Below are 18,672 nucleotides of genomic sequence, written 5' to 3'. Positions count from 1 at the left end.
AAGTTATGGTATTTAAACAATGAGACAAGGATGTGTAAAACATCGGATACATCAAATGACCCTACCAAATCAATTCAGCAAGATCAAACAGTCTGATTGTTTAAAAATCAAATGAGGTATACCTCATCAAGCTTGTATATGGCTTTAACAAGAGGTGGGGGGTGATAGTCCTTGTCCGCTGAAGGCCTTTCTTCACAGGTTTCGAACTGATCAATATACGTAATGACCAAAGTGGCTAAAAAAACCTGCTGATCAAGATGAAGCTCATTGACCAACTTTAATTCATCCTGGCCTTCAAGGGTAAGCTGTTTGTCGGTACAGCAATTTGTTTTGACTACTTCACAGTCTGAAGATGACTGATTTTGAGACGCTTCCATCCCACAGCTTTCAGCTTCGGTAAAATAACTGCTATCGACTAAAGTTTCTCCACAATAGTGCATATGCATGGTAAAGGACATGGTGGAAATTAAAACCACCAAGGCCATACTTATCGCAGTTACTTTATGGATCACTTGTTTCATACGTCAAACAAAATTACAATAAATTTAGATACATGCAATGATTTAAATTAAAATCAAGGTCCATGCATTATATGTATAACGTATTTTAAATAAAGATATTGAGCATCCAAAAACCAGGCAGGGAATCATGAAAACCCACTATAAGGGAACCTTTTCAAAATCCTGGATCCTGATTTGTGAGAGCTTGGCTTTGGGGCAGGGAACCGGCATTCAAAATAGTATTGATTTTTTTCCGGGATTAAGACAAGTTTTGTTATTTTTATTATAAAGATTAAATTTCAAAGAAAAAGATGACACAGGTAGTAGCCGCTATAATAAAAAAGGAAAATAAATTCCTCCTTGCCCGAAGGGCCAAACACAAGGTTCATGGAGGGAAATGGGAATTCCCCGGGGGTAAAATAGACCTGTATGAAACTCCTGAGCAGGCAGTAGAACGGGAATTATATGAAGAGTTCAAGGTCAAAACCGAAACCCTGAAGCATTTGGTTACCATTACTCATGATTATAAAGATTTTAAAATTGAGCTTATGGCTTTTGAATCAGTGGTCACTGAGGGTGATTTTGAACTCAATGATCACGATCAAATTGCCTGGCTGAGCTTAGAGGAAATAAGTGATTATGAACTCGCCGAAGCCGACCGGGAGCTTGTGGATAAATTACGGACAATTTTATAAAGATCAATACGATTCTATACCCTATATTTGCAAAAAATTTCAAGCGCCTTATAACATTAAAGACTTCCAATTATAAGCTCCACTTAATTATATTTTATGCAAACAAAATTGATCTGTTCTGATATCGACGGAACCTTATTGAATAAAGACAGGGAATTATCCGAAAAGAGCATTGAAGTGATCAAGGACCTTTCTCCGATACCTTTTATTTTAATCTCGTCCAGAATGCCTCAGGCCATGCAGCATTTGCAGCAGGAGTTAGACATTACACATCTTCCGTTGATCTGTTATAACGGAGGTTTGATCATAGATGGAGACGATGTCCTGCACAGTACTGAGATCAATATGGATGTCATTAGGGCCCTGGTTGATTTCTGTTCAGGGACTCAAATCCACAGCAGTTTGTATCACGGAAGAGAATGGTACGTTCCCGGAATGGATTTCTGGGCCAATCGCGAAAGCTTTAATACCAAGGTCATACCGGTTACCCAGGCCATAGAAATGACACTTGATCAATGGAAGAAAGAAGGTAAAGGGGCGCATAAGATCATGTGTATGGGAGATCCCGCAGAACTGGATAGGCTTGTTGCTTTTATCGAAAATAATTATAAGGAACAGATTGTAGGTTACAGATCGAAACCTACCTATCTGGAAATCTCTCCCAAAAGCATAACCAAAAAAACATCTTTAGAAACCTTGCTGGATCTTCATTATCCTGACCTGGGACTTCACAACGTGATGGCCTTTGGCGATAACTACAATGATGTTGACATGTTAAGCGCGGTAGGAGTAGGGGTTGCGGTTGAAAATGCCATTACCGAAGCCAAAGATGTGGCCGACCATAAAACAGCGAGAAATATTGACGACGGGGTGGCCTTGTTTTTGGAAGGAGCGCTTAGTTCCTAGTTTTATTTTGTGATGAAAAAGGGCAAAGAAAGGTCAATTCCCTGTCCCAGGAGTTTTGTGTTGACTTTGTGCCATCCCTAAAAAAATGGTTTAAAGGGCAATCGAGATCTCTTGTTGTAAATTTCAACAATTAGCGCCTGCAAAATTGAAAAAGAAGGTTTTTCAATGCTATCTTTGTATGTATTCTAAACGCATGCATCATGTCTTCACAACTAGTCATTACCAGCCCGGATAAAGAATCAACCGTAGTGGTTGACCAGGGAGAGCTCATCAGTTACAGTAAAGACGGGGAAGAATTGATCCATCAAAAAGGAGACAGGGGATGGCGCAATGCCGATACCGAGATGTTTCCCATTATCGGACCCACAGAAGCTAATGATTTTATCGTGAATACCCCCAGAGGCGGTGCGATACAGGATCAACACGGTTTGTTGAGGGAATTGAGCTACAGGGTATCAAATCAAACTGTTGACTCATTGGACTTTGAGAAAAAATACGTCAAAAACACAACTGTTAAGAACTCAAAGTATCCTGAAAAATCTCCAAAAGAAAGCTTATCCTGGCCCTATAGTTTTGAGTTTAGAAAGAAATTCAGATTGTCAGACGATGCCTTAACGATCCTGTTTGAAATTAAAGGGGAACCAGGCATGCCTTTTATGCTGGGTTACCACCCTGCTTTTAAGCTTTCGGGGCAGCATACAGAAATATTTGAATCGGGATCCAAACAAATAAGCCTTCAGGATATTTTGGACGTAGGTTCGATTGCTTTTCCTGCATTAAATACCGACGAATTATCCCTGATCAAAAAAGAAGGTTATCACATCAAAATAACCACAAAGGGATTCAACAACTTTATGCTGTGGACAGAAGTTCCGAACATGGTCTGCATTGAACCTATTACAGCCTATCCGTATACAGGGGAAAAAGCACTGGGAGAAAACCTGTTCAGGAAATGTTCGGATATGGATGTTTTTGAAGTGTTGATAAAACCTTACCGATAATCATTGATTGCTATTTTTATTACGCTTACATTTTTCCTAAATTGCTACAATCCAAAACCATCAATAATTAAGTTACCATGAAAACCTTTAAATGCCTTATTGCCCTTTTACTTCTTGTTACGAACACCTCCTTTGCACAAACAAAAGCAAGTGTAAATCTTGACAGCCTCGATGCTTATTACGATAAAATGGTTAAAGACTGGGACCTGCCTTCTGCATCCATTGGAATCGTAAAAGACGGTGAGTTGGTTTTTATTGGAAATTACGGCGTAAAAGAAGTAGGCAAAGAGGATGGTCCGGATCAATTTACGCTCTATGCGATTGCCTCTAATTCCAAAGCCTTTACCTCAGCCGTTATCGGGATGCTGGTCCAGGAGGGAAAACTTGATTGGGATGACAAAGTGCAGAAATACCTGCCTTATTTTGCCGTTTATGACGATTGGGTAAGTGAGCATACCACTATTAGAGACCTGCTGAGCCACAGGATAGGGCTGGGAACATTTAGCGGTGACAATATCTGGTATAAATCAGACCAGACTGCCGAAGCGATGATCAAAAATATTAAATACGTGCCTCAAGCCTATGAGTTCAGAGCCGGATACGGTTATTCGAACCTGATGTATATTACAGCAGGAGAACTGATCAGGACCGTAACAGGGAAAACCTGGGGTGAAAATGTTGAGGAAAGAATTTTAAAACCCCTGGGGATGAACCGCAGTATTTATTCACTCAGTGATTTAGAAAGAAAGGGCAACTACGCTATGCCTCATATGCGTAAGGAAGACAAGAATATAGCGATTGACTGGACCGATTGGGAAGAAGTCGCTGCAACCGGTGGGCTTATCTCAAGCGTAGCCGATATTTCCAAATGGATGATTTTTAACATGAACAATGGTATTCACGGCGCAGATACCCTTCTTACGGCAGCAACAAGAAATACAGTGTGGACCCCTCATAACAACTTTGTTGTTGATCATACAAAACCCAATCCCTATGGAAGTCATTTTAGAGGATACGGACTTGGATGGAGCCTTGGGGATTACCACGGAAAAATGCGTGTAAGCCATACCGGAGGCTATGACGGCATGATTACTGCCGTAACCATGATCCCTGAAGAAAACCTTGGGATTGTTGTGCTTACCAACGGAACCAACAGCCCTATAATGGCTGCTACTTATTACGGTTTGGATCAGTATTTAGGTGAAGAAACCAAAGATTGGTCTTCTTATTATTTAGATCGGGCAAATACGTACAAGGCTAATGATACCCGGATTTCAGACAGGATAGCGCAAAGGGAGTTGCACACCAAACCGTCACTTTCTGAGATGGAGATCTCAGGGGATTACCACTCTGACCTTGTAGGTCAGATCAGCATCCTTAAGATAGATAACAAACTCAAACTCGTATTTGAGCACCACCCTCTGTTATCAGCTACTTTAACCCATTGGAACTACGATACCTACCTGATCAATTGGGATGAAGATCATGCCTGGTTTAGCTTTGGGACTATCAGGTTCAACAGTAATGAAAAAAAAGAGGTGCTTGGTTTTGACTTTGATGTTCCTAATGATGACTTCTTTTTCGAAGAGCTCAAACCCAGGAAGATTGAATAAATAACATTCTGTATGCTATCTTAAAACACAGGAATTCATTGGCGGATCATCAAATATGCTGAAAGGTTTTTAGTTGGTGCAGCACCCGCAAAGAACTTCGAACTGCTCCTTCCATATATCCCGGAAAATGCCTGGATGTTTCACTGCCCGAAATAAAGAGCCTGTTTGTTAAATAAGGCTGTCGAAACGCTTCATGTCCGTTATTTTGGTGGGGGAATATATGCTCCTTATACGGGGCATAGGTGAATACTTCATTTTGCCAGGCCATTTCCTGATAATTCATATAAGCCCTCACCTTTGATCCGTAGTACTTTTCAAGTTGATTCAATACCATCTCCAGCCTTTCCTCTTTTGAAAGGGAGAAGCAGGCCCCATTCAAAAACCCTTTTAATGCAAACCTTGAATTTTCGAAATTGGAGTGGTCGTACATTTCAGGAATAGGACCCGGGTTGCTAAAAATCGTCCCGCTTAACCCGTCTTCTTTCCAGAAGGGTTGTGCATAGGAAAGCCCGATTTTGATCGACTCTCCCATCCAGGTGTGTGTACGGGATGAAATATCTGTAAAATGTTGAGGGAGTGCAGGTTGCATATCAATACTTGAAGTAAATAAAAAAGGAGGAAGGGTTGATATCACAGCCTTTGCTTTAAAATTTTCCTGCCGGGTTAACACCCGCAGTGCATCAGGTTCCTCAATGATTTTGCTTACCCTGTGATCAAGTTTAATTTGATTTGAATCAAGGGAGTCCTGAAGGGCCCTGATCAACGATGAGCTGCCTCCTTTGATTCTGAAACTGGGTTCCTGATTATGCGGTAATGCAACTACCTGATGCGGGTTGCTGGCGTTGGGTTCAAAGAAAGCAGTTTTTCCAAGCTCCTGTTCAAAGGTCTCCAGATTCAATTGCTTGAGCAATTGCCTGAGTTCAGTATGCTGTAAACTCAGCCAGGTTGCACCCAGTTCCAAAGGAGTCTCATTCTTGTATGTTGTAAGTATTCTTCCCCCTATACGCGGTCTGCCCTCCAGTACAATCGTCGAAACCTTATGCTCCCTTAAATAATGCGCCAGGGATAAACCGCTAAGGCCGGCCCCAATAATCAAAATGTCTGCTTCTGTATGTTTCATGTTTCTTATACTGGACGATAAAGATACGATCAATAAAATTCTTGTGCTGTACACACAAAAGTATAAAACCCCTAAACATGCGATAACAATAAATCACTAACTCACTCGTTTTTAAAGCATCATTTAAACGAATGGTTCGAACCTTTGTCTTTTCCCCTCGAAGCTTAGTGGTAGAACCATGAGTTTAAATTTTTTCTTTTCTTTCTATTCATTATTGAAGTAATGAAGCAATCACTCTGCTGATTTTCGAATTGTTATACAATCGTTATAAATGTTGACTATAAAATTTTACATTAGTTCCATTATTGAATAGTATATTTCTTTGTCCTTTTGTCTTGATACAAAAGAACCAAAAGATCAAGGCTGATTTTGTTTTTCTGTGCATCTCTCTAATAATTTTTACGCCCCCATAGCCCAAGCCGTTTCACTTCGAGGACTATTGCTTTTCCCTTGCTAAAATTATTAGGATGCAAGACGAAAAACAAAATAGGCCGGCCGGTCAAATGTCACATTAATTTTCCAACATAATATCCCTTAGATCGAAGCTTTTAAGCAAGTATATGTTAAAAAGCTCGTAAAGAATTTTTGAAGCCATTGTAGCACTGAAGCATTGTAGCATTGAAGCATTGTAGCATTTGAATATCGAATATCGAATTTCGAACAAGGAACTCTGAATATCGAATTGTTCTGCCAATTATAATGTTTCTGAAGATTGAGTCACTGCACATAAGCAATAATGAACGAAGCAACATGTTAATTTGAGATTTAAGATTGGAGATTTCAGATTTCAGATTTAAGAAGTATTCATGCATTGATGCATTAGCTCCGCTGAATCTTCGATTTCACGCATTGTAGCATTGAAGCATTGTAGCATTTGAATATCGAATATCGAATTTCGAACAAGGAACTCTGAATTTCGAATTGTTCTGCCAATTATAATGTTTCTTAAGATTGAGTCACTGCACGTAAGCAATAATGAACGAAGCAACATGTTAATTTGAGATTTAAGATTGGAGATTTCAGATTTGAGATTTGAGAAGTATTTATGCATTGATGCATTAGCTCCGCTGAATCTTCGATTTCAAGCATTATAGCATTGTAGCATTGTAGCATTGTAGCATTACCACATTCCCACAACCACTGCATTTAATGCCTGCTAAACTTATCAAATACGCTTATAACCGGTAAGGCATTGCCATCGTTTCGGAAAAAAGTCCTGGATGAGAACCCCTTGTTGGGAGCAGCAGCTTCCCACCAGAATATGCCTTTTCCTCTGTTGTTGGGTATATTCAAAATAATTCGATTTACTTCCTCCAAGAATTCTTTTTGACCCTCGGGGCTTTCAGGAAAGGGTGCATTTTTGCCAATGTATTCCTGAGGACTGTAGTTATAGGCTACTTCGACCAGGATAACATCTTTTTTATATGTTTCGGCGGTAAAGTTCAAACACTCTCGCAGATCCAGCAAACTGCCGTGCCACCATGGATAATAGGATTGTCCGATAAGGTCAAACTGTATATGATAGGAATCAATTTTGTCATAGAAGTACTTTGTGTAATCCAGATCCCCGCCTTTATCAATATGAATCATTATTTCAGGGCAGGGGTTGTTGCCGCAACTTGCATAAACACCATTGATGCCGGCTTGAACCAAAGCAGCAAAATTATCCCAATTCTCAGGTAATTTTCCATTTGGCCACAACATGCCATTGCTGATCTCATTGCCAACCTGTACCATATCCGGAAAAACTCCTGCATCCCGAAATGCCATCATTGTGGTCCTTGTGTATTCATATACGGCTTCTTCCAATTCCGGCTGGGATTTCCCCTCCCAGTCTTTTGGAATAGACTGCTGTGCAGGATCTGCCCATGTATCCGAATAATGATAATCGAGCAAAAATTTAAAACCCTGCTTTTTTGCTTCCTTCGCCATTTCCAGGGTGTATTCAAGGCTATTTGGCAAGGTTGTCGGGCTGTGAAACAATCGTAAACGCACCCAGGTATAGCCATGCTCCTTAAACAGCTCCAAACCAGGTTTGCTTTGCCCGTTTTCTTTGAATAAAAAGCCATTGTCTTCAGCTTCTTTCAAAAAAGATAAATCGGCCCCTACCATATAATTTTGTGCATGTACAGGCAAGGTCATTAAGAAAATAAAACAAATTTTGATGATCGTGCCCCTTAAAACGAACTGCTTTTGTGAATTTCTCATGATTCTTTTTTTTAGAAATTTTTGTTTTGAATTGATCGGCAATAAAGGATCTAACCCGTGTTACAGAATAAATGTACAAATTACTTTTATTAATGCTGTCAAATCAAAAAATAAAATCGTTCACTATGATCACAAGACAAGCTTTATTTAATGATACAAAATTCAAAAAGGATATAATCCTTATATTTACATTGATCCTGTAAGGTCACAACAGATATCCACATGAAAAGTATTACAATAGACGATTATAAAGTCAAATCCCAAATTGAATTAATCAACAGGCCCACCTTGCTGCATCTTGAAACTGACGAAAAATCAGTTGAAAAAGAGCTGAGACACGTGAGAAAAAAATTGGGCAAGCTTCAGGATACTCTTTATGCCCATGGAAAATACGCAGTGCTTATTTGCATCCAGGGTATGGATACTGCCGGTAAAGACAGTTTGATCAGGGAAGTGTTCAAAGATTTCAATACCCGGGGGATAGTGGTGCATAGTTTTAAAGTACCCACCCCGCTCGAGTTGGCACATGACTATTTATGGCGTCATTATATAGCCCTTCCTGCCAAAGGAAAATTCGGGATCTTTAACCGTACCCATTATGAAAATGTTTTGGTTACCAGGGTACACCCGGGTTACATCATGAGCGAAAATATTCCGGGAATTGAATCGGTTGAAGATATCAAAGAAAATTTCTGGCAAGAGCGCTTCGATCAAATTAATAATTTTGAAGATCATATCGCCAAAAATGGTACCATCATTTTTAAATTCTTTTTGCATTTGTCTAAAGGGGAACAAAAGAACCGCCTGTTAAGAAGGCTGATCAAGGAAAAGAAGTACTGGAAGTTTTCTCCGGGTGACCTTAAAGAGAGAAAGCTATGGGATCAGTACCAACATTGCTATCAGGAAGCCATTAACCATACTTCAAAACCCCATGCACCCTGGTATACCATCCCTGCAGACGATAAAGCCAGCGCGCGTTATCTTGTGGCCCGAATTCTATTTGACACCCTGAAAACGTATAAGGAGATCAGGGAACCGGATTTGGATCCTGAGATCAAGGCCAATTTGGAGGAATACATAAAACAGTTAAACAAAGATTAAACAGAAGGCTCCATAATGGCTTAGCTTACCAAATTGATCCCAATAATCAGCAACAGGATAAACAATGCTTTTTTGGCCCTTACGCCTAAAAGAGTGTAGGACGTTTTAAATTTTTGATCATTGTTTGAAAAGGATGTAATACCGGAATTTATTATTGTTCAGTTACGATCCAGGTCTGTTCCCAGCGGGCCATCATATAATTAACCTTAAAAGTATATACGCCGGGCTCGGTCGGGGTAAAACTGTAATCGGCTGTTTCTCCAACAAATAACCTTGGCGATACATCAAGCTCGATTTGCTGGGGCAGGGGAAATTCTGCTCCGTCTTTGGCCATGGCTTTGATAGGAACGATCTCGTCATCTTTGGTCATTCTTACCCAACCATTCCCGGCCGGTGCGATATTGATGAGCCGCAGCCTGTGCGTTTCACCAATTTTTGCCAGCTGATCGGGAACTTCCTCCCATCCGTTAAGATCCAGGTCTTCCGGCTTTCCGGGAAAGCTGGTTTTCCATCCCATCATATAAAAATGATCTAATTCAGGGTGGTATACTTCGTTCTCGCCAATAACGATCATCGGGCCATACAGACCCTTTGTGAGCTGTTTGATATCATCCAGGTGACTGTGATAGACAAAGGTTCCGGGGCGCATCGCAGACAGTTTGTAGGAAAATGAATCACCGGGCTCAATTTCCGGGGAAGTGCGTCCGTCAGAAGAACTCCAGTTGGGTACCCCGTCTGACCAACTGTCTATTTCAAGCCCGTGCCAATGCACTGAAGTGGGTTCATCCGTTGTGTTCTTGACTGTTATATTCGTAGTTTGATATTGATTTAGCACCAGAAGGTCGCCGGGTGTAAAGGCTTTATCTGTATTTTGATCAGAAAATTTATAGGTACTGAACTGGTCAGTCGATTTGGTTGCATATAAATTTAGGTTTTTTGGAGCCCCTTTTGAAAAAAGGTCAGAAGCACCATCTTTTACTTTGATTCCAATAACAAGACCTGCCATGTGCTGATGAGTTCCTTCAGGATCAAGCTTTTCAGCATCAGGCAAACGGATGTCAGAAGACACATGAAAAGACAAATGACAATGAAACAACCAATTCCCGGGCCGCATTACTTCCCAGCGCATTTGCATGGTGGTTTTTCCTCTCATGGTTTCGGTGACCACTTTGGGTATTTGTTCTTTATCCAAAATACTTGTGCTTTGAACATTTCCCCGTTCCAGGACATCAAAATAAAAACCATGTAAATGCATAGGGTGGTTCCTGTTCGAAGCATTGATTACCTTCCATTGCAGTATGTCACCCACCTCGGGTTCTATCCTTTCGGTAAAGGGCCAGGAAAGACCATTAATAGTTAATGATTCCACCCATAAATCCTTACCGTCTTTTTGTTTATGCTTATTACTGAAAGCATTGATCACAAAGATCCTGTCTGATGGAGAACCTTCTTCCGGATCTACAACAAATGCACCGGCAAGTTGTTCTGATTCTTCGCCAAAAAACTCCTTTTTGTTTCCCTTTCCCAATTGAATCCAGTACATATAAGTACCCGGTTCTCCGGCTTCAAAGCTTACTTTTCCGGTTTCTCCGGGAAGAATAAACAAACTGTCTTTGACAGTATAGGGTCTTTTTTGAAAACCATAAAGGGTGATGGTAGAATCTTTAAGCGTGTTGTGAATCGTGGCATTTATAATACTACCCTTTTTTATCCTCACAAGAGGAGAAGGTATTGTAGCCGGTTTTCCAACTTCTCCAATGGCTACCAGTTTAACGCCCGGCCTGTCTGGTGTTTCCATTCTGAAATCTCCCCATTTCACTTCAAGGTCGAGTTGCAGGTTATTGTTACTCAATTCCCCGGCAGGAACACGATTATCATTTGGGAGAATACGATCCAGGCCTGTAGGTTTACCGGCTTCAAGGTAACGCGGATGATCTATGGTATTGAGCGTGTCTTTGAAAGAGGTGAAAGGAAAAATACTTGCAAGTGACGCTTTTGGGGTTCCGCAATTCACATTTCTACTTCTTATAAAATCCAGATTATATGCTTGTTGACGGTTTTCCTCTTGACAGCTTATCATAAGAAGTAATAAGAGGAGTTTTACACTATTTTTTATATATGACATCACGGTGCTGATTTTTTAATAAATATATTTAAACCTGTTCTCATGGAAAAAGGAATTAGGACGAACGTCCTTTTAAACTGTCCGAATAGCAGGAATTTTTACCCGGACCTGAAAATCATATGATGAGTCCATGAATTGTATGCCAGGTGTCTATATATCATTTCTCTACCAATTTTTAATTTAATCCTTATCTTTAGGCTGAGCTGTATCAAAACAATAGCTCATAAAAAAACAACCCTTTTAGCAGTTTTTATAATACTCATTGCAGGTTGTAACAAGATCAAAACAGAACTGCCATCTGAGCCTGAAGTACAGCAAAAGGAGGAAATGGCACCACCAGCGGCAAAAGAGGAGCCTGGAATGGAAGTCCCGGATGTACCTCTGGGTTTTTTAGTCACCTTTAACTGAAAATATGCAGCTCAGGAGAAACTCTTTGAAAATAAAGTACTGGCCGATCGTTTGCAACAGCTCGACAGGTTTAATTATATAGCACTGCTTTTAAACTATAACACAGAGACGCCTGTTCAGATCGCCGACAATATTGTTCATATGAGCGGTTGCAAACAGCATGATTGCCCTAGCAATGCCTATGACTTTTTTATCGACCTGGATCATGACAATATCAATGTGTACCATTTTAGAAGCAATATGCTAAGAATTTACCAGGAAAAGGGCTGGATCGATCTTCCTGAGGAATTCGCAAGTGAAATGGAAACCAAAAAATTAAATGCAGGGATAGGCGATCCTGAAAGTACCGAATCGAAATATAAATTGCAGGCTGTGCTATTCGATTTTATATTAATTTATTGAATTCATACTAAATCCTGATATTTAGAGTTTTATATACGGGCACGCAATTTTCCGTGTTGTATCTGTTATGAACATACTACTGTTTACCGATGTTGGGAGTACGATTTTAGTGATCATTACGCTGATCCTGTGGTTCGCTATCCTGACAGAAAAATTTATTCATCCTGCCTATAAGAATTTCTTCAGAGGCAGCCGATTATGGCCAAACGAAGAGGAGGAACGACGCCGGCTCAAAAAGTGCATTCAAGGCGTAGGGCTCTATTATTTTACCGCTGTTATCGTTTTGCTATTCTCTCCGGCACTGGCGCTGCTTATGGGTTTCGGAGGTATCTTTTATACCATTGTGATATATTACTGGCTCGTTGTTTCAAAACGTCAAAAGGGTAATTAAAATAGCTTTGATCATTTTTTTAACACGCCAAAAGATATGCTAGAAGGCCTTTCGGCATCGTGGTAGATTCGATGCGTCGATTTTATAAAACCTTTTTCTTCCGCTGTATAAATGTTTACAAATGTTTGTGGGTTAATAACGGACCATGGCCACCTTTAAGTATCCTAAAATGTGTACCTTAGAGGAACAATGCCAATAGAGCCAATGGATAATCACAAAAACAAATCATTTGTAAAATGGCTGGAAATTCTGCAACAGGAAAGCTGGCAGCTGGAATTGCTGATTTCCGGTTTCGCAATATTCCTGTTGGCCAGTGCTTTTGATGACCTTGGCAGTTTCGAATATCAAATTTATCTGCTGACCACGGGGAACGATTATTTCCAAACACTTATCCTTCCGTTTCAGATTATTCTCGGCGCCTGGTACGTTTTGATGATCAATTTGGTCTTACATGTTTTATTAAGGGGTTTGTGGATCAGTACCATAGGCATACGCTATGTTTCGAATGAAATTGATTTTAAGAAACTAAATTTCAGCCCTAAGTTTGACCATTTTCTCAAAAAAAAGATTGTTAGTTTTGATTCTTATATTGAGCGACTTGAACAACTTTGCAGTATTGTTTTTGGTTTTACTTTTTTGATCATTTTTATTCTTATTTCGACAGGACTGTTTGTCATCGGCATTATTTTTATGGCGCTTTCCATAGAGTATACAGAGAGATATTTACATAATGGATGGCTGGTACTGTTGATCCCGGTGTTCATTTTGTACCTCATCGGAGGAATTGTCTATTGTCTGGATTTTATAACATTGGGATGGATCAAAAAACGAAAGCGCATTGCAACATTGTATTATCCCGTCTATAGGTTTTTTAGCATCATTACTTTATCATTTGTGTACAGGCCATTGTACTACAACCTCATAGACAACAGATACGGACGCAAAGTAGTACTGTTTTTAATTCCTTATATGCTGATTTTTACGATGATATCATCAATGAGTTTTGAAACCCACTCTTACCTGCCCGAGCGCCGTGATCCCGAAACCCTTGGTAATGACTATTATGATGATACATGGGATGGAAGCACCCTTATATTTTCTGCCAGCATAGGTTCAAAATTCGTTACCAATGGATTTATAGAATTGTTTTTACCCTATAATGGTCGTACCGATGACCAAGTCATCAAATTGTTGTGCCCTGATCTGGTACCCGCTAAAAAGGGTGTTTTTTTCCTGGGCAAAAGGGATATGGCACGCGACACTATGAATGCCGCCAAAGCTTTGGATTGTCATAGCCAAAGATTTCGTCTTTTTGTGGACGACAGCCTGATTCAAAACGTGAACTACAGGTTTTATGATCATCTGCAAAGAAAAAATCAAGGCCTTGGGACCATTTTGGACGTTGGCTCTTTGAGCAGGGGAGAACACAGCTTACGCATTGACGTGTTGTTTTACGAAAGCCTGAACGGGAAAGACACGCTTATTTTTAAGCCAACTGATTATATTCCTTTTTGGAAGGAGTAATGATACAGGCAGATTCATTTGTATAAACTTTAATGACTCATGGTTCACTAAAAAAACCGTAACTTTTAGAGCCTGTTTTTCCATTCGGTATTGCATTGATCAAAAAAAAAAATGCATTTATTGACCACAATCATAGATTATATTGACCCAGGTCATTTTGAGTGTTGGAAATCAAATGTAGATTTGAACAAAATAAGTTACTTTTCCCCTCTGATGATCTAAAAGTTACTTTTCCCCTCTGAAAAACCGGCTGTAGTTTTCTTCGGCCGGTTTTTTATTTGCCTGCAAGAATGATCACTATAGAATTTGAATACTTCTAAGGCACTATTGAGTTCTTTTTTCCTGATCGCACCAACAATTTCAGGGCATAGCTGTCCTTATATCAGAATCAACAAGCAAGAGGACAAGGATAGTTCTTTTCATGGAAAAGCTGCTTAGGTTGCAAAAAGTGTAATATATCTCAAATTTATTTGATGAACCTTTTAAAATCCATTTTGAGAATTGTCAAGCAGTTTGATTTTTATAAAAATTTTGGTCAGCTACCATAATTTTTGTAATATTGAATAATACCTTGATATGTAAGCCTTAAGAAAAGTTAACCTCTCTAAAAACTTCTGTTATGAAAACACAATTACAAGATGATCTAGATTCGACCAAAAAGGTCAGTAGTTTTGCCAAACGAAGTTACAAGATTTATCAGGAGCATTATTTGGCGAGAAACCTAAAACCGGCATTGACACTGGATGAGTTTATGGAGAATTACAGGTAATGGTTTTGTAATGTTTGAATGCAGGAATGTTTCAAAAATCTTCAAATCAATATTTCTTTACTCTTTTTTCTTGAAACAATAATTCGTAAAACATTATTCTCTGTCCTTTTGCCTTGATGCAAAAGAACCAAAAAATCAAGGCTGATTTTCTTTTTCTGTGCATCTCTCTGATAATTTTTACTCCACCATAGCCCAAGCCGCTGCGCTTTGAGAGCTATTGCTTCGTCCTTGCTAAAATTATCAGGATGCAAGACGAAAAACAAAATAGGCCGTTTCCATCCAATCAATAATTTCGTTGGGGAGTTCACTTCTTAAATCTCAAATCTCCAATCTGAAATCTTAAATCAAAACTCTCTAATCTTCAATCAGAAACTAACTTCGAATTTCAGAGTTCCTTGTTCGAAATTCGATATTCAATGCTACAATGCTACAATGCTTGAAATCGAAGATTCAGCGGAGCTAATGCATCAATGCATGAATACTTCTCAAATCAACATTCTCCAATCTCAATTCTCAAATCAAAACCCAACTTCGAAATTCAGAGTTCCTTGTTCGACATTCGATATTCAAAAACCGCTTCTTAAATCTGAAATCTGAAATCTCAAATCAACGTTCTCCAATCTTAAATCCCTGCCTGCCGGCAGGCAGGTCAAATCAAAACCCTACTTCGACATTCCCTGTTCCTCATTCGATATTCATTGTTCCCAAGGTTTTTGCAAAAGAAAGAGCAATGAGGCTTCATTTGTAACCAATGCTTGTGCTTTGTTGTCAAACGGTGAAACCATTTATTAATATAAAAAAATGACAAAGCCACTTTATTTAAAATACCTTTTAGCAGTAATAACCGTTCTCTCACTTACTATTTCGTTTTCAGGCTATGCACAAGATGCAGAATTGAAAATAGATAGTTTATTGCTGGAAAAATATGCGCCGGATGTGCCCGGTGCTGACTTTTTGATTGCCAGAAACGGAGAAATTATTTACAAAAAAGCCTTTGGCCTTGCAAACCTTGAACAGGGTGTTCCCATGAAAACAGACAATGTTTTTGAAATAGGTTCCATGACCAAGCAGTTTACCGCGATTGCCATCCTCATGCTCGCGGATCAGGGGAAATTGCAGGTAGATGATGAGATCACCAAATATATTCCCGACTATCCCACGCAGGGGCATAAAATAACCCTGCACCATTTGTTGACACATACTTCCGGAATTAAAAGCTTTACCAGCATGAAGGGGCTCAATGACATTGCAAACAAGGACCTGACCCCTTTGGAGCTCATCGATTTCTTTAAAAACGAAACCATGGATTTTGCTCCTGGCGAGGCTTTTAAATACAACAATTCAGGCTATGTCATTTTAGGCTATATCATTGAAAGCGTATCCAGACAGGCTTATGCTGAGTTTATCGAGGAACACATTTTCAAAAGACTGGGGATGACGTCATCTCAGTATGCAAGTCACAAAAAGGTCATTCAACGCAGGGCTTCAGGATATAGTCAGAGAGATGGGTATATAAACACCCGGCACATAAGTTTTACAATACCTTATGCTTCGGGTTCATTAATGTCATCGGTTGATGATATGTTTCTATGGCAGGAGGCGATAAAAAACAATGTTTTAATCAGTGAGGAAACAACTGAAAAGGCTTTTATAAATTATAGCTTGAACAATGGAGAGCCTATCAATTACGGCTATGGCTGGCATCTTAAGACAAATGACGGTATGCTAAGCCGGGAACACGGAGGCTCCATTTTTGGTTTCAAATCAATGGGGGTTTACCTTCCCGATTCAGATATTTATGTCATCGGATTGACCAACTGCGATTGTAATTCTCCAACGAAGGTTACAAGGCAAATCGCCGAGTTGGTCGCAAAGGATTGAAATCTGACCTGTCTGTAGGGTGGGATTCAACGGAGTTTATAATGGGTTTTATTCTGGGTTTTTGTTTTGAAAGAGCAATTCGTAAAATATTCTTCTTTACTCTTTTACTCATTCATTTTCTATTTGTATTAAGGAATTCGTGAATTCGCTGTCGCTTCATTTGGCTTGATCCAAAAGAACTAAAAGATCAAGGCTGATTTTCTTTTTCTGTGCATCTCTCTGATAATTTTTACTCCACCATAGCCCAAGCCGCTGCGCTTTGAGAGCTATTGCTTCGTCCGGGCTAAAATTATCAGGATGCAAGACGAAAAACAAAATAGGCCGTTTCCATCCAATCAATAATTTCGTTGGGGAGTTCACTTCTTAAATCTGAAATCTGAAATCTCAAATCAACATTCTCCAATCTCAAATCAAGAGCCAATTCGAAATTCAGAGTTCCTTGTTCGATATTCGATGTTCAATGCTACAATGCTACAATGCTACAATGCTTGAATGCGTGAAATCGAAGATTCAGCGAAGCTAATGATTCAATGCTTTAATTAAGTTTTTTAGCTCTTTGGTTTTTAATGAAAAATCGTGAAATAATTTCTTCTGTTCCTTTTTTTGCTCCTCCAAAAAAAGAACCAAAAAAAGGAGGTTGCTTTTACGAGGTGTTTTTTAGGCTTTTCTATCGAACGCCTAAAAACCGTTTAAAAAGCGCTAAATTTTTTCCAAGGCTTCAAAAATCCTTAACGCGCTTTTTAACATACACTGACTTAAAAGCTTCGATCCAATCAATAATTTCGTAGGGTAGTTCACTTCTTAAATCTGAAATCTGAAATCTGAAATCTCCAATTAACATGTAGCTTCTCCCATGCTAAAATTATCAAGATGCAAGACGAAAAACAAAATAGGCCGTTTTCCTCCAATCAACAATTTCGTTGGGGAGTTCACTTCTTAAATCTCAAATCTGAAATCTGAAATCTCAAATCAACATTCTCCAATCTGAAATCTCAAATCAACATTCTCCAATCTTCAATCAATGTATAAAATCACTGCTTCACACTACCTTTTTTAACATCCTCGCGGCCTGTTTGGCTTAAATAATGCTCATTGTAGCTCAGCAGCGGAATCCAGGTCCGGAATTCCATTTTATTGACAAGGCTCTGATGGAACATTTTATCAACAATGCCGCCGCGTTCTTTTTCAAGCATGACAAGCAGGTCAAAATCGTTCTCGCTCATATACCTGTTGAGGGAGGTAAAAGTATCATCACACAAAATCAGGTCACATGAAATGGCAGGATAGGTTACATTGTCATTGATCAGCTCTTTGAGCCATTCCAGTTTTTCAAGATGTTCGAACTCATTATCGGTGCTCATGTGCAAGACTTTTATCTCTGGTTCAAAGGGGCCGACCAGGTCAACAAGGTCCTGAAGGGCTTTTAGGTCGACCTCTCGAAAATCGGAGGTATATAAAACCTTATCGTAGTCCTTTAATTCGGCATAATTGGGAACGGCCAAAACCGGAACTGGCGACTTTTTTACCAGGGCCTTAGTCGTACTGCCCAGCAATAGTTCTTTAACAGTGCTTTTCCCCCTGGTTCCGGTAACCACCAATTGAGGCTTCTGTTTTTCAATGACCGAAAGAATCCCTTGAACAACAGTATGATTTTCAACAGCGAAATAGCTGGCCTTAACCTTGCTATCATAATGTTCAAAAAACTCTTTCAGGCTTCGTTCCCAGCTTTTTGCGGCCTGTGCTTTCATCTCAATGGGATCACCTGTATACGGATATGTCCAGACGGCTTTTAAGTTAAAAACGTGGACCATGATCAGATCAGCCTTATGCTTTTCTGCCATGTTCAACGCAAAACTAAACGCCTTGTTGGCATTGCTTGAAAAGTCGGTGGCAAATAGTATTTTTTTCATCCTGATGTCTTTTAAGGTTACTTGGGTGAAATATAATAAAAGAGTAAACCGTGAACATTGACGTTAGTCAATGAAATGATTGATTTTGAGCAATAGAGCATGATTAAATGCTGGGTTT

The 18,672-nt window shown here is 39.5% G+C and carries 18 protein-coding genes; 10 read left to right on the top strand and 8 right to left on the bottom strand.

Features of this window, described 5'->3' with window-relative positions:
* Nucleotides 1-107 precede the first annotated feature (107 nt).
* Nucleotides 108-521, bottom strand: a complete 414-nt coding sequence (locus AABB81_RS03225; protein WP_342158598.1) for an HYC_CC_PP family protein — start codon at nt 519-521, stop codon at nt 108-110.
* 290 nt (nt 522-811) lie between these two features.
* Between AABB81_RS03225 and AABB81_RS03220 the strand changes: the two genes are divergently transcribed.
* The 4 genes from AABB81_RS03220 (at nt 812) to AABB81_RS03205 (ending at nt 4,715) form a co-directional block, all read left to right on the top strand.
* On the top strand, nt 812-1,195 hold the full coding sequence (locus tag AABB81_RS03220) for a (deoxy)nucleoside triphosphate pyrophosphohydrolase (protein ID WP_342158596.1): 384 nt from the start codon (nt 812-814) through the stop codon (nt 1,193-1,195).
* Between the two features lie 96 nt (nt 1,196-1,291).
* Entirely contained in the window at nt 1,292-2,101 is an 810-nt protein-coding gene (locus tag AABB81_RS03215) for a Cof-type HAD-IIB family hydrolase (RefSeq protein WP_342158594.1), read from the top strand.
* A 200-nt stretch (nt 2,102-2,301) separates the two neighbouring features.
* Nucleotides 2,302-3,102 (top strand): aldose 1-epimerase, encoded by an 801-nt coding sequence (locus AABB81_RS03210; protein WP_342158592.1) that lies wholly within the window; start codon nt 2,302-2,304, stop codon nt 3,100-3,102.
* Between the two features lie 77 nt (nt 3,103-3,179).
* Nucleotides 3,180-4,715 carry a serine hydrolase gene (locus AABB81_RS03205; protein ID WP_342158590.1) on the top strand — a complete coding sequence of 512 codons (1,536 nt, stop codon included), beginning with the start codon at nt 3,180-3,182 and terminating at the stop codon, nt 4,713-4,715.
* Between the two features lie 49 nt (nt 4,716-4,764).
* Here AABB81_RS03205 and AABB81_RS03200 read toward each other — a convergent pair whose 3' ends face one another.
* Both AABB81_RS03200 and AABB81_RS03195 read right to left on the bottom strand, forming a co-directional pair.
* Nucleotides 4,765-5,835 (bottom strand): flavin monoamine oxidase family protein, encoded by a 1,071-nt coding sequence (locus AABB81_RS03200; RefSeq protein WP_342158588.1) that lies wholly within the window; start codon nt 5,833-5,835, stop codon nt 4,765-4,767.
* Nucleotides 5,836-6,981: 1,146 nt separating this feature from the next.
* Complete coding sequence (locus AABB81_RS03195; RefSeq protein WP_342158586.1) at nt 6,982-8,043, bottom strand: glycoside hydrolase family 53 protein; 1,062 nt, start codon at nt 8,041-8,043, stop codon at nt 6,982-6,984.
* Nucleotides 8,044-8,265: 222 nt separating this feature from the next.
* Between AABB81_RS03195 and AABB81_RS03190 the strand changes: the two genes are divergently transcribed.
* Nucleotides 8,266-9,144 carry a PPK2 family polyphosphate kinase gene (locus AABB81_RS03190; protein ID WP_342158584.1) on the top strand — a complete coding sequence of 293 codons (879 nt, stop codon included), beginning with the start codon at nt 8,266-8,268 and terminating at the stop codon, nt 9,142-9,144.
* 151 nt (nt 9,145-9,295) lie between these two features.
* On the opposite strand, the gene AABB81_RS03185 is transcribed toward AABB81_RS03190, so the two are convergent.
* Entirely contained in the window at nt 9,296-11,269 is a 1,974-nt protein-coding gene (locus AABB81_RS03185) for a multicopper oxidase domain-containing protein (RefSeq protein WP_342158582.1), read from the bottom strand.
* A gap of 221 nt (nt 11,270-11,490) precedes the next feature.
* Complete coding sequence (locus AABB81_RS03180) at nt 11,491-11,667, bottom strand: hypothetical protein (protein WP_342158580.1); 177 nt, start codon at nt 11,665-11,667, stop codon at nt 11,491-11,493.
* 61 nt (nt 11,668-11,728) lie between these two features.
* Between AABB81_RS03180 and AABB81_RS03175 the strand changes: the two genes are divergently transcribed.
* From AABB81_RS03175 to AABB81_RS03160, 4 genes are all read left to right on the top strand, one after another.
* Entirely contained in the window at nt 11,729-12,079 is a 351-nt protein-coding gene (locus tag AABB81_RS03175; RefSeq protein ID WP_342158578.1) for a hypothetical protein, read from the top strand.
* Nucleotides 12,080-12,146: 67 nt separating this feature from the next.
* Nucleotides 12,147-12,470 carry a hypothetical protein gene (locus tag AABB81_RS03170; RefSeq protein ID WP_342158576.1) on the top strand — a complete coding sequence of 108 codons (324 nt, stop codon included), beginning with the start codon at nt 12,147-12,149 and terminating at the stop codon, nt 12,468-12,470.
* A gap of 204 nt (nt 12,471-12,674) precedes the next feature.
* On the top strand, nt 12,675-13,994 hold the full coding sequence (locus AABB81_RS03165; protein WP_342158575.1) for a hypothetical protein: 1,320 nt from the start codon (nt 12,675-12,677) through the stop codon (nt 13,992-13,994).
* A gap of 619 nt (nt 13,995-14,613) precedes the next feature.
* On the top strand, nt 14,614-14,763 hold the full coding sequence (locus AABB81_RS03160; protein ID WP_342158573.1) for a hypothetical protein: 150 nt from the start codon (nt 14,614-14,616) through the stop codon (nt 14,761-14,763).
* Nucleotides 14,764-14,804: 41 nt separating this feature from the next.
* On the opposite strand, the gene AABB81_RS03155 is transcribed toward AABB81_RS03160, so the two are convergent.
* A complete protein-coding gene (locus tag AABB81_RS03155; protein ID WP_342158571.1) occupies nt 14,805-15,071 on the bottom strand; it encodes a hypothetical protein in 267 nt (88 codons plus the stop codon).
* 493 nt (nt 15,072-15,564) lie between these two features.
* Between AABB81_RS03155 and AABB81_RS03150 the strand changes: the two genes are divergently transcribed.
* Nucleotides 15,565-16,644 (top strand): serine hydrolase domain-containing protein, encoded by a 1,080-nt coding sequence (locus tag AABB81_RS03150; protein WP_342158570.1) that lies wholly within the window; start codon nt 15,565-15,567, stop codon nt 16,642-16,644.
* A gap of 156 nt (nt 16,645-16,800) precedes the next feature.
* Here the strand turns inward: AABB81_RS03150 and AABB81_RS03145 are convergent, their stop codons facing one another.
* Together AABB81_RS03145 and AABB81_RS03140 are read right to left on the bottom strand one after the other, a co-directional pair.
* Nucleotides 16,801-17,004 (bottom strand): hypothetical protein, encoded by a 204-nt coding sequence (locus AABB81_RS03145; protein ID WP_342158568.1) that lies wholly within the window; start codon nt 17,002-17,004, stop codon nt 16,801-16,803.
* Nucleotides 17,005-17,675: 671 nt separating this feature from the next.
* The gene (locus AABB81_RS03140) at nt 17,676-18,554 is read right to left on the bottom strand and encodes a universal stress protein (protein ID WP_342158566.1); all 879 of its coding nucleotides are present in this window, start codon (nt 18,552-18,554) and stop codon (nt 17,676-17,678) included.
* Between the last annotated feature and the right edge of the window lie 118 nt (nt 18,555-18,672).

It is taken from the genome of Lutimonas vermicola, assembly GCF_038433205.1.
Classification (GTDB): Bacteria; Bacteroidota; Bacteroidia; order Flavobacteriales; family Flavobacteriaceae; genus Lutimonas; species Lutimonas vermicola.
Note: the sequence above shows the minus strand (reverse complement) of the source record. Positions and strands in the feature narration are given on the sequence as shown.

Excerpts from the sequence above, each read along its gene's own strand:
- AABB81_RS03205 (WP_342158590.1), top strand. The coding sequence starts at position 3,180 with ATGAAAACCTTTAAATGCCTTATTGCCCTTTTACTTCTTGTTACGAAC.
- AABB81_RS03215 (WP_342158594.1), top strand. The coding sequence starts at position 1,292 with ATGCAAACAAAATTGATCTGTTCTGATATCGACGGAACCTTATTGAAT.
- AABB81_RS03140 (WP_342158566.1), bottom strand. The coding sequence starts at position 18,554 with ATGAAAAAAATACTATTTGCCACCGACTTTTCAAGCAATGCCAACAAG.
- AABB81_RS03160 (WP_342158573.1), top strand. The coding sequence starts at position 14,614 with ATGAAAACACAATTACAAGATGATCTAGATTCGACCAAAAAGGTCAGT.
- AABB81_RS03170 (WP_342158576.1), top strand. The coding sequence starts at position 12,147 with ATGAACATACTACTGTTTACCGATGTTGGGAGTACGATTTTAGTGATC.
- AABB81_RS03200 (WP_342158588.1), bottom strand. The coding sequence starts at position 5,835 with ATGAAACATACAGAAGCAGACATTTTGATTATTGGGGCCGGCCTTAGC.
- AABB81_RS03220 (WP_342158596.1), top strand. The coding sequence starts at position 812 with ATGACACAGGTAGTAGCCGCTATAATAAAAAAGGAAAATAAATTCCTC.
- AABB81_RS03210 (WP_342158592.1), top strand. The coding sequence starts at position 2,302 with ATGTCTTCACAACTAGTCATTACCAGCCCGGATAAAGAATCAACCGTA.
- AABB81_RS03195 (WP_342158586.1), bottom strand. The coding sequence starts at position 8,043 with ATGAGAAATTCACAAAAGCAGTTCGTTTTAAGGGGCACGATCATCAAA.
- AABB81_RS03225 (WP_342158598.1), bottom strand. The coding sequence starts at position 521 with ATGAAACAAGTGATCCATAAAGTAACTGCGATAAGTATGGCCTTGGTG.
- AABB81_RS03185 (WP_342158582.1), bottom strand. The coding sequence starts at position 11,269 with ATGTCATATATAAAAAATAGTGTAAAACTCCTCTTATTACTTCTTATG.
- AABB81_RS03165 (WP_342158575.1), top strand. The coding sequence starts at position 12,675 with ATGGATAATCACAAAAACAAATCATTTGTAAAATGGCTGGAAATTCTG.
- AABB81_RS03190 (WP_342158584.1), top strand. The coding sequence starts at position 8,266 with ATGAAAAGTATTACAATAGACGATTATAAAGTCAAATCCCAAATTGAA.
- AABB81_RS03150 (WP_342158570.1), top strand. The coding sequence starts at position 15,565 with ATGACAAAGCCACTTTATTTAAAATACCTTTTAGCAGTAATAACCGTT.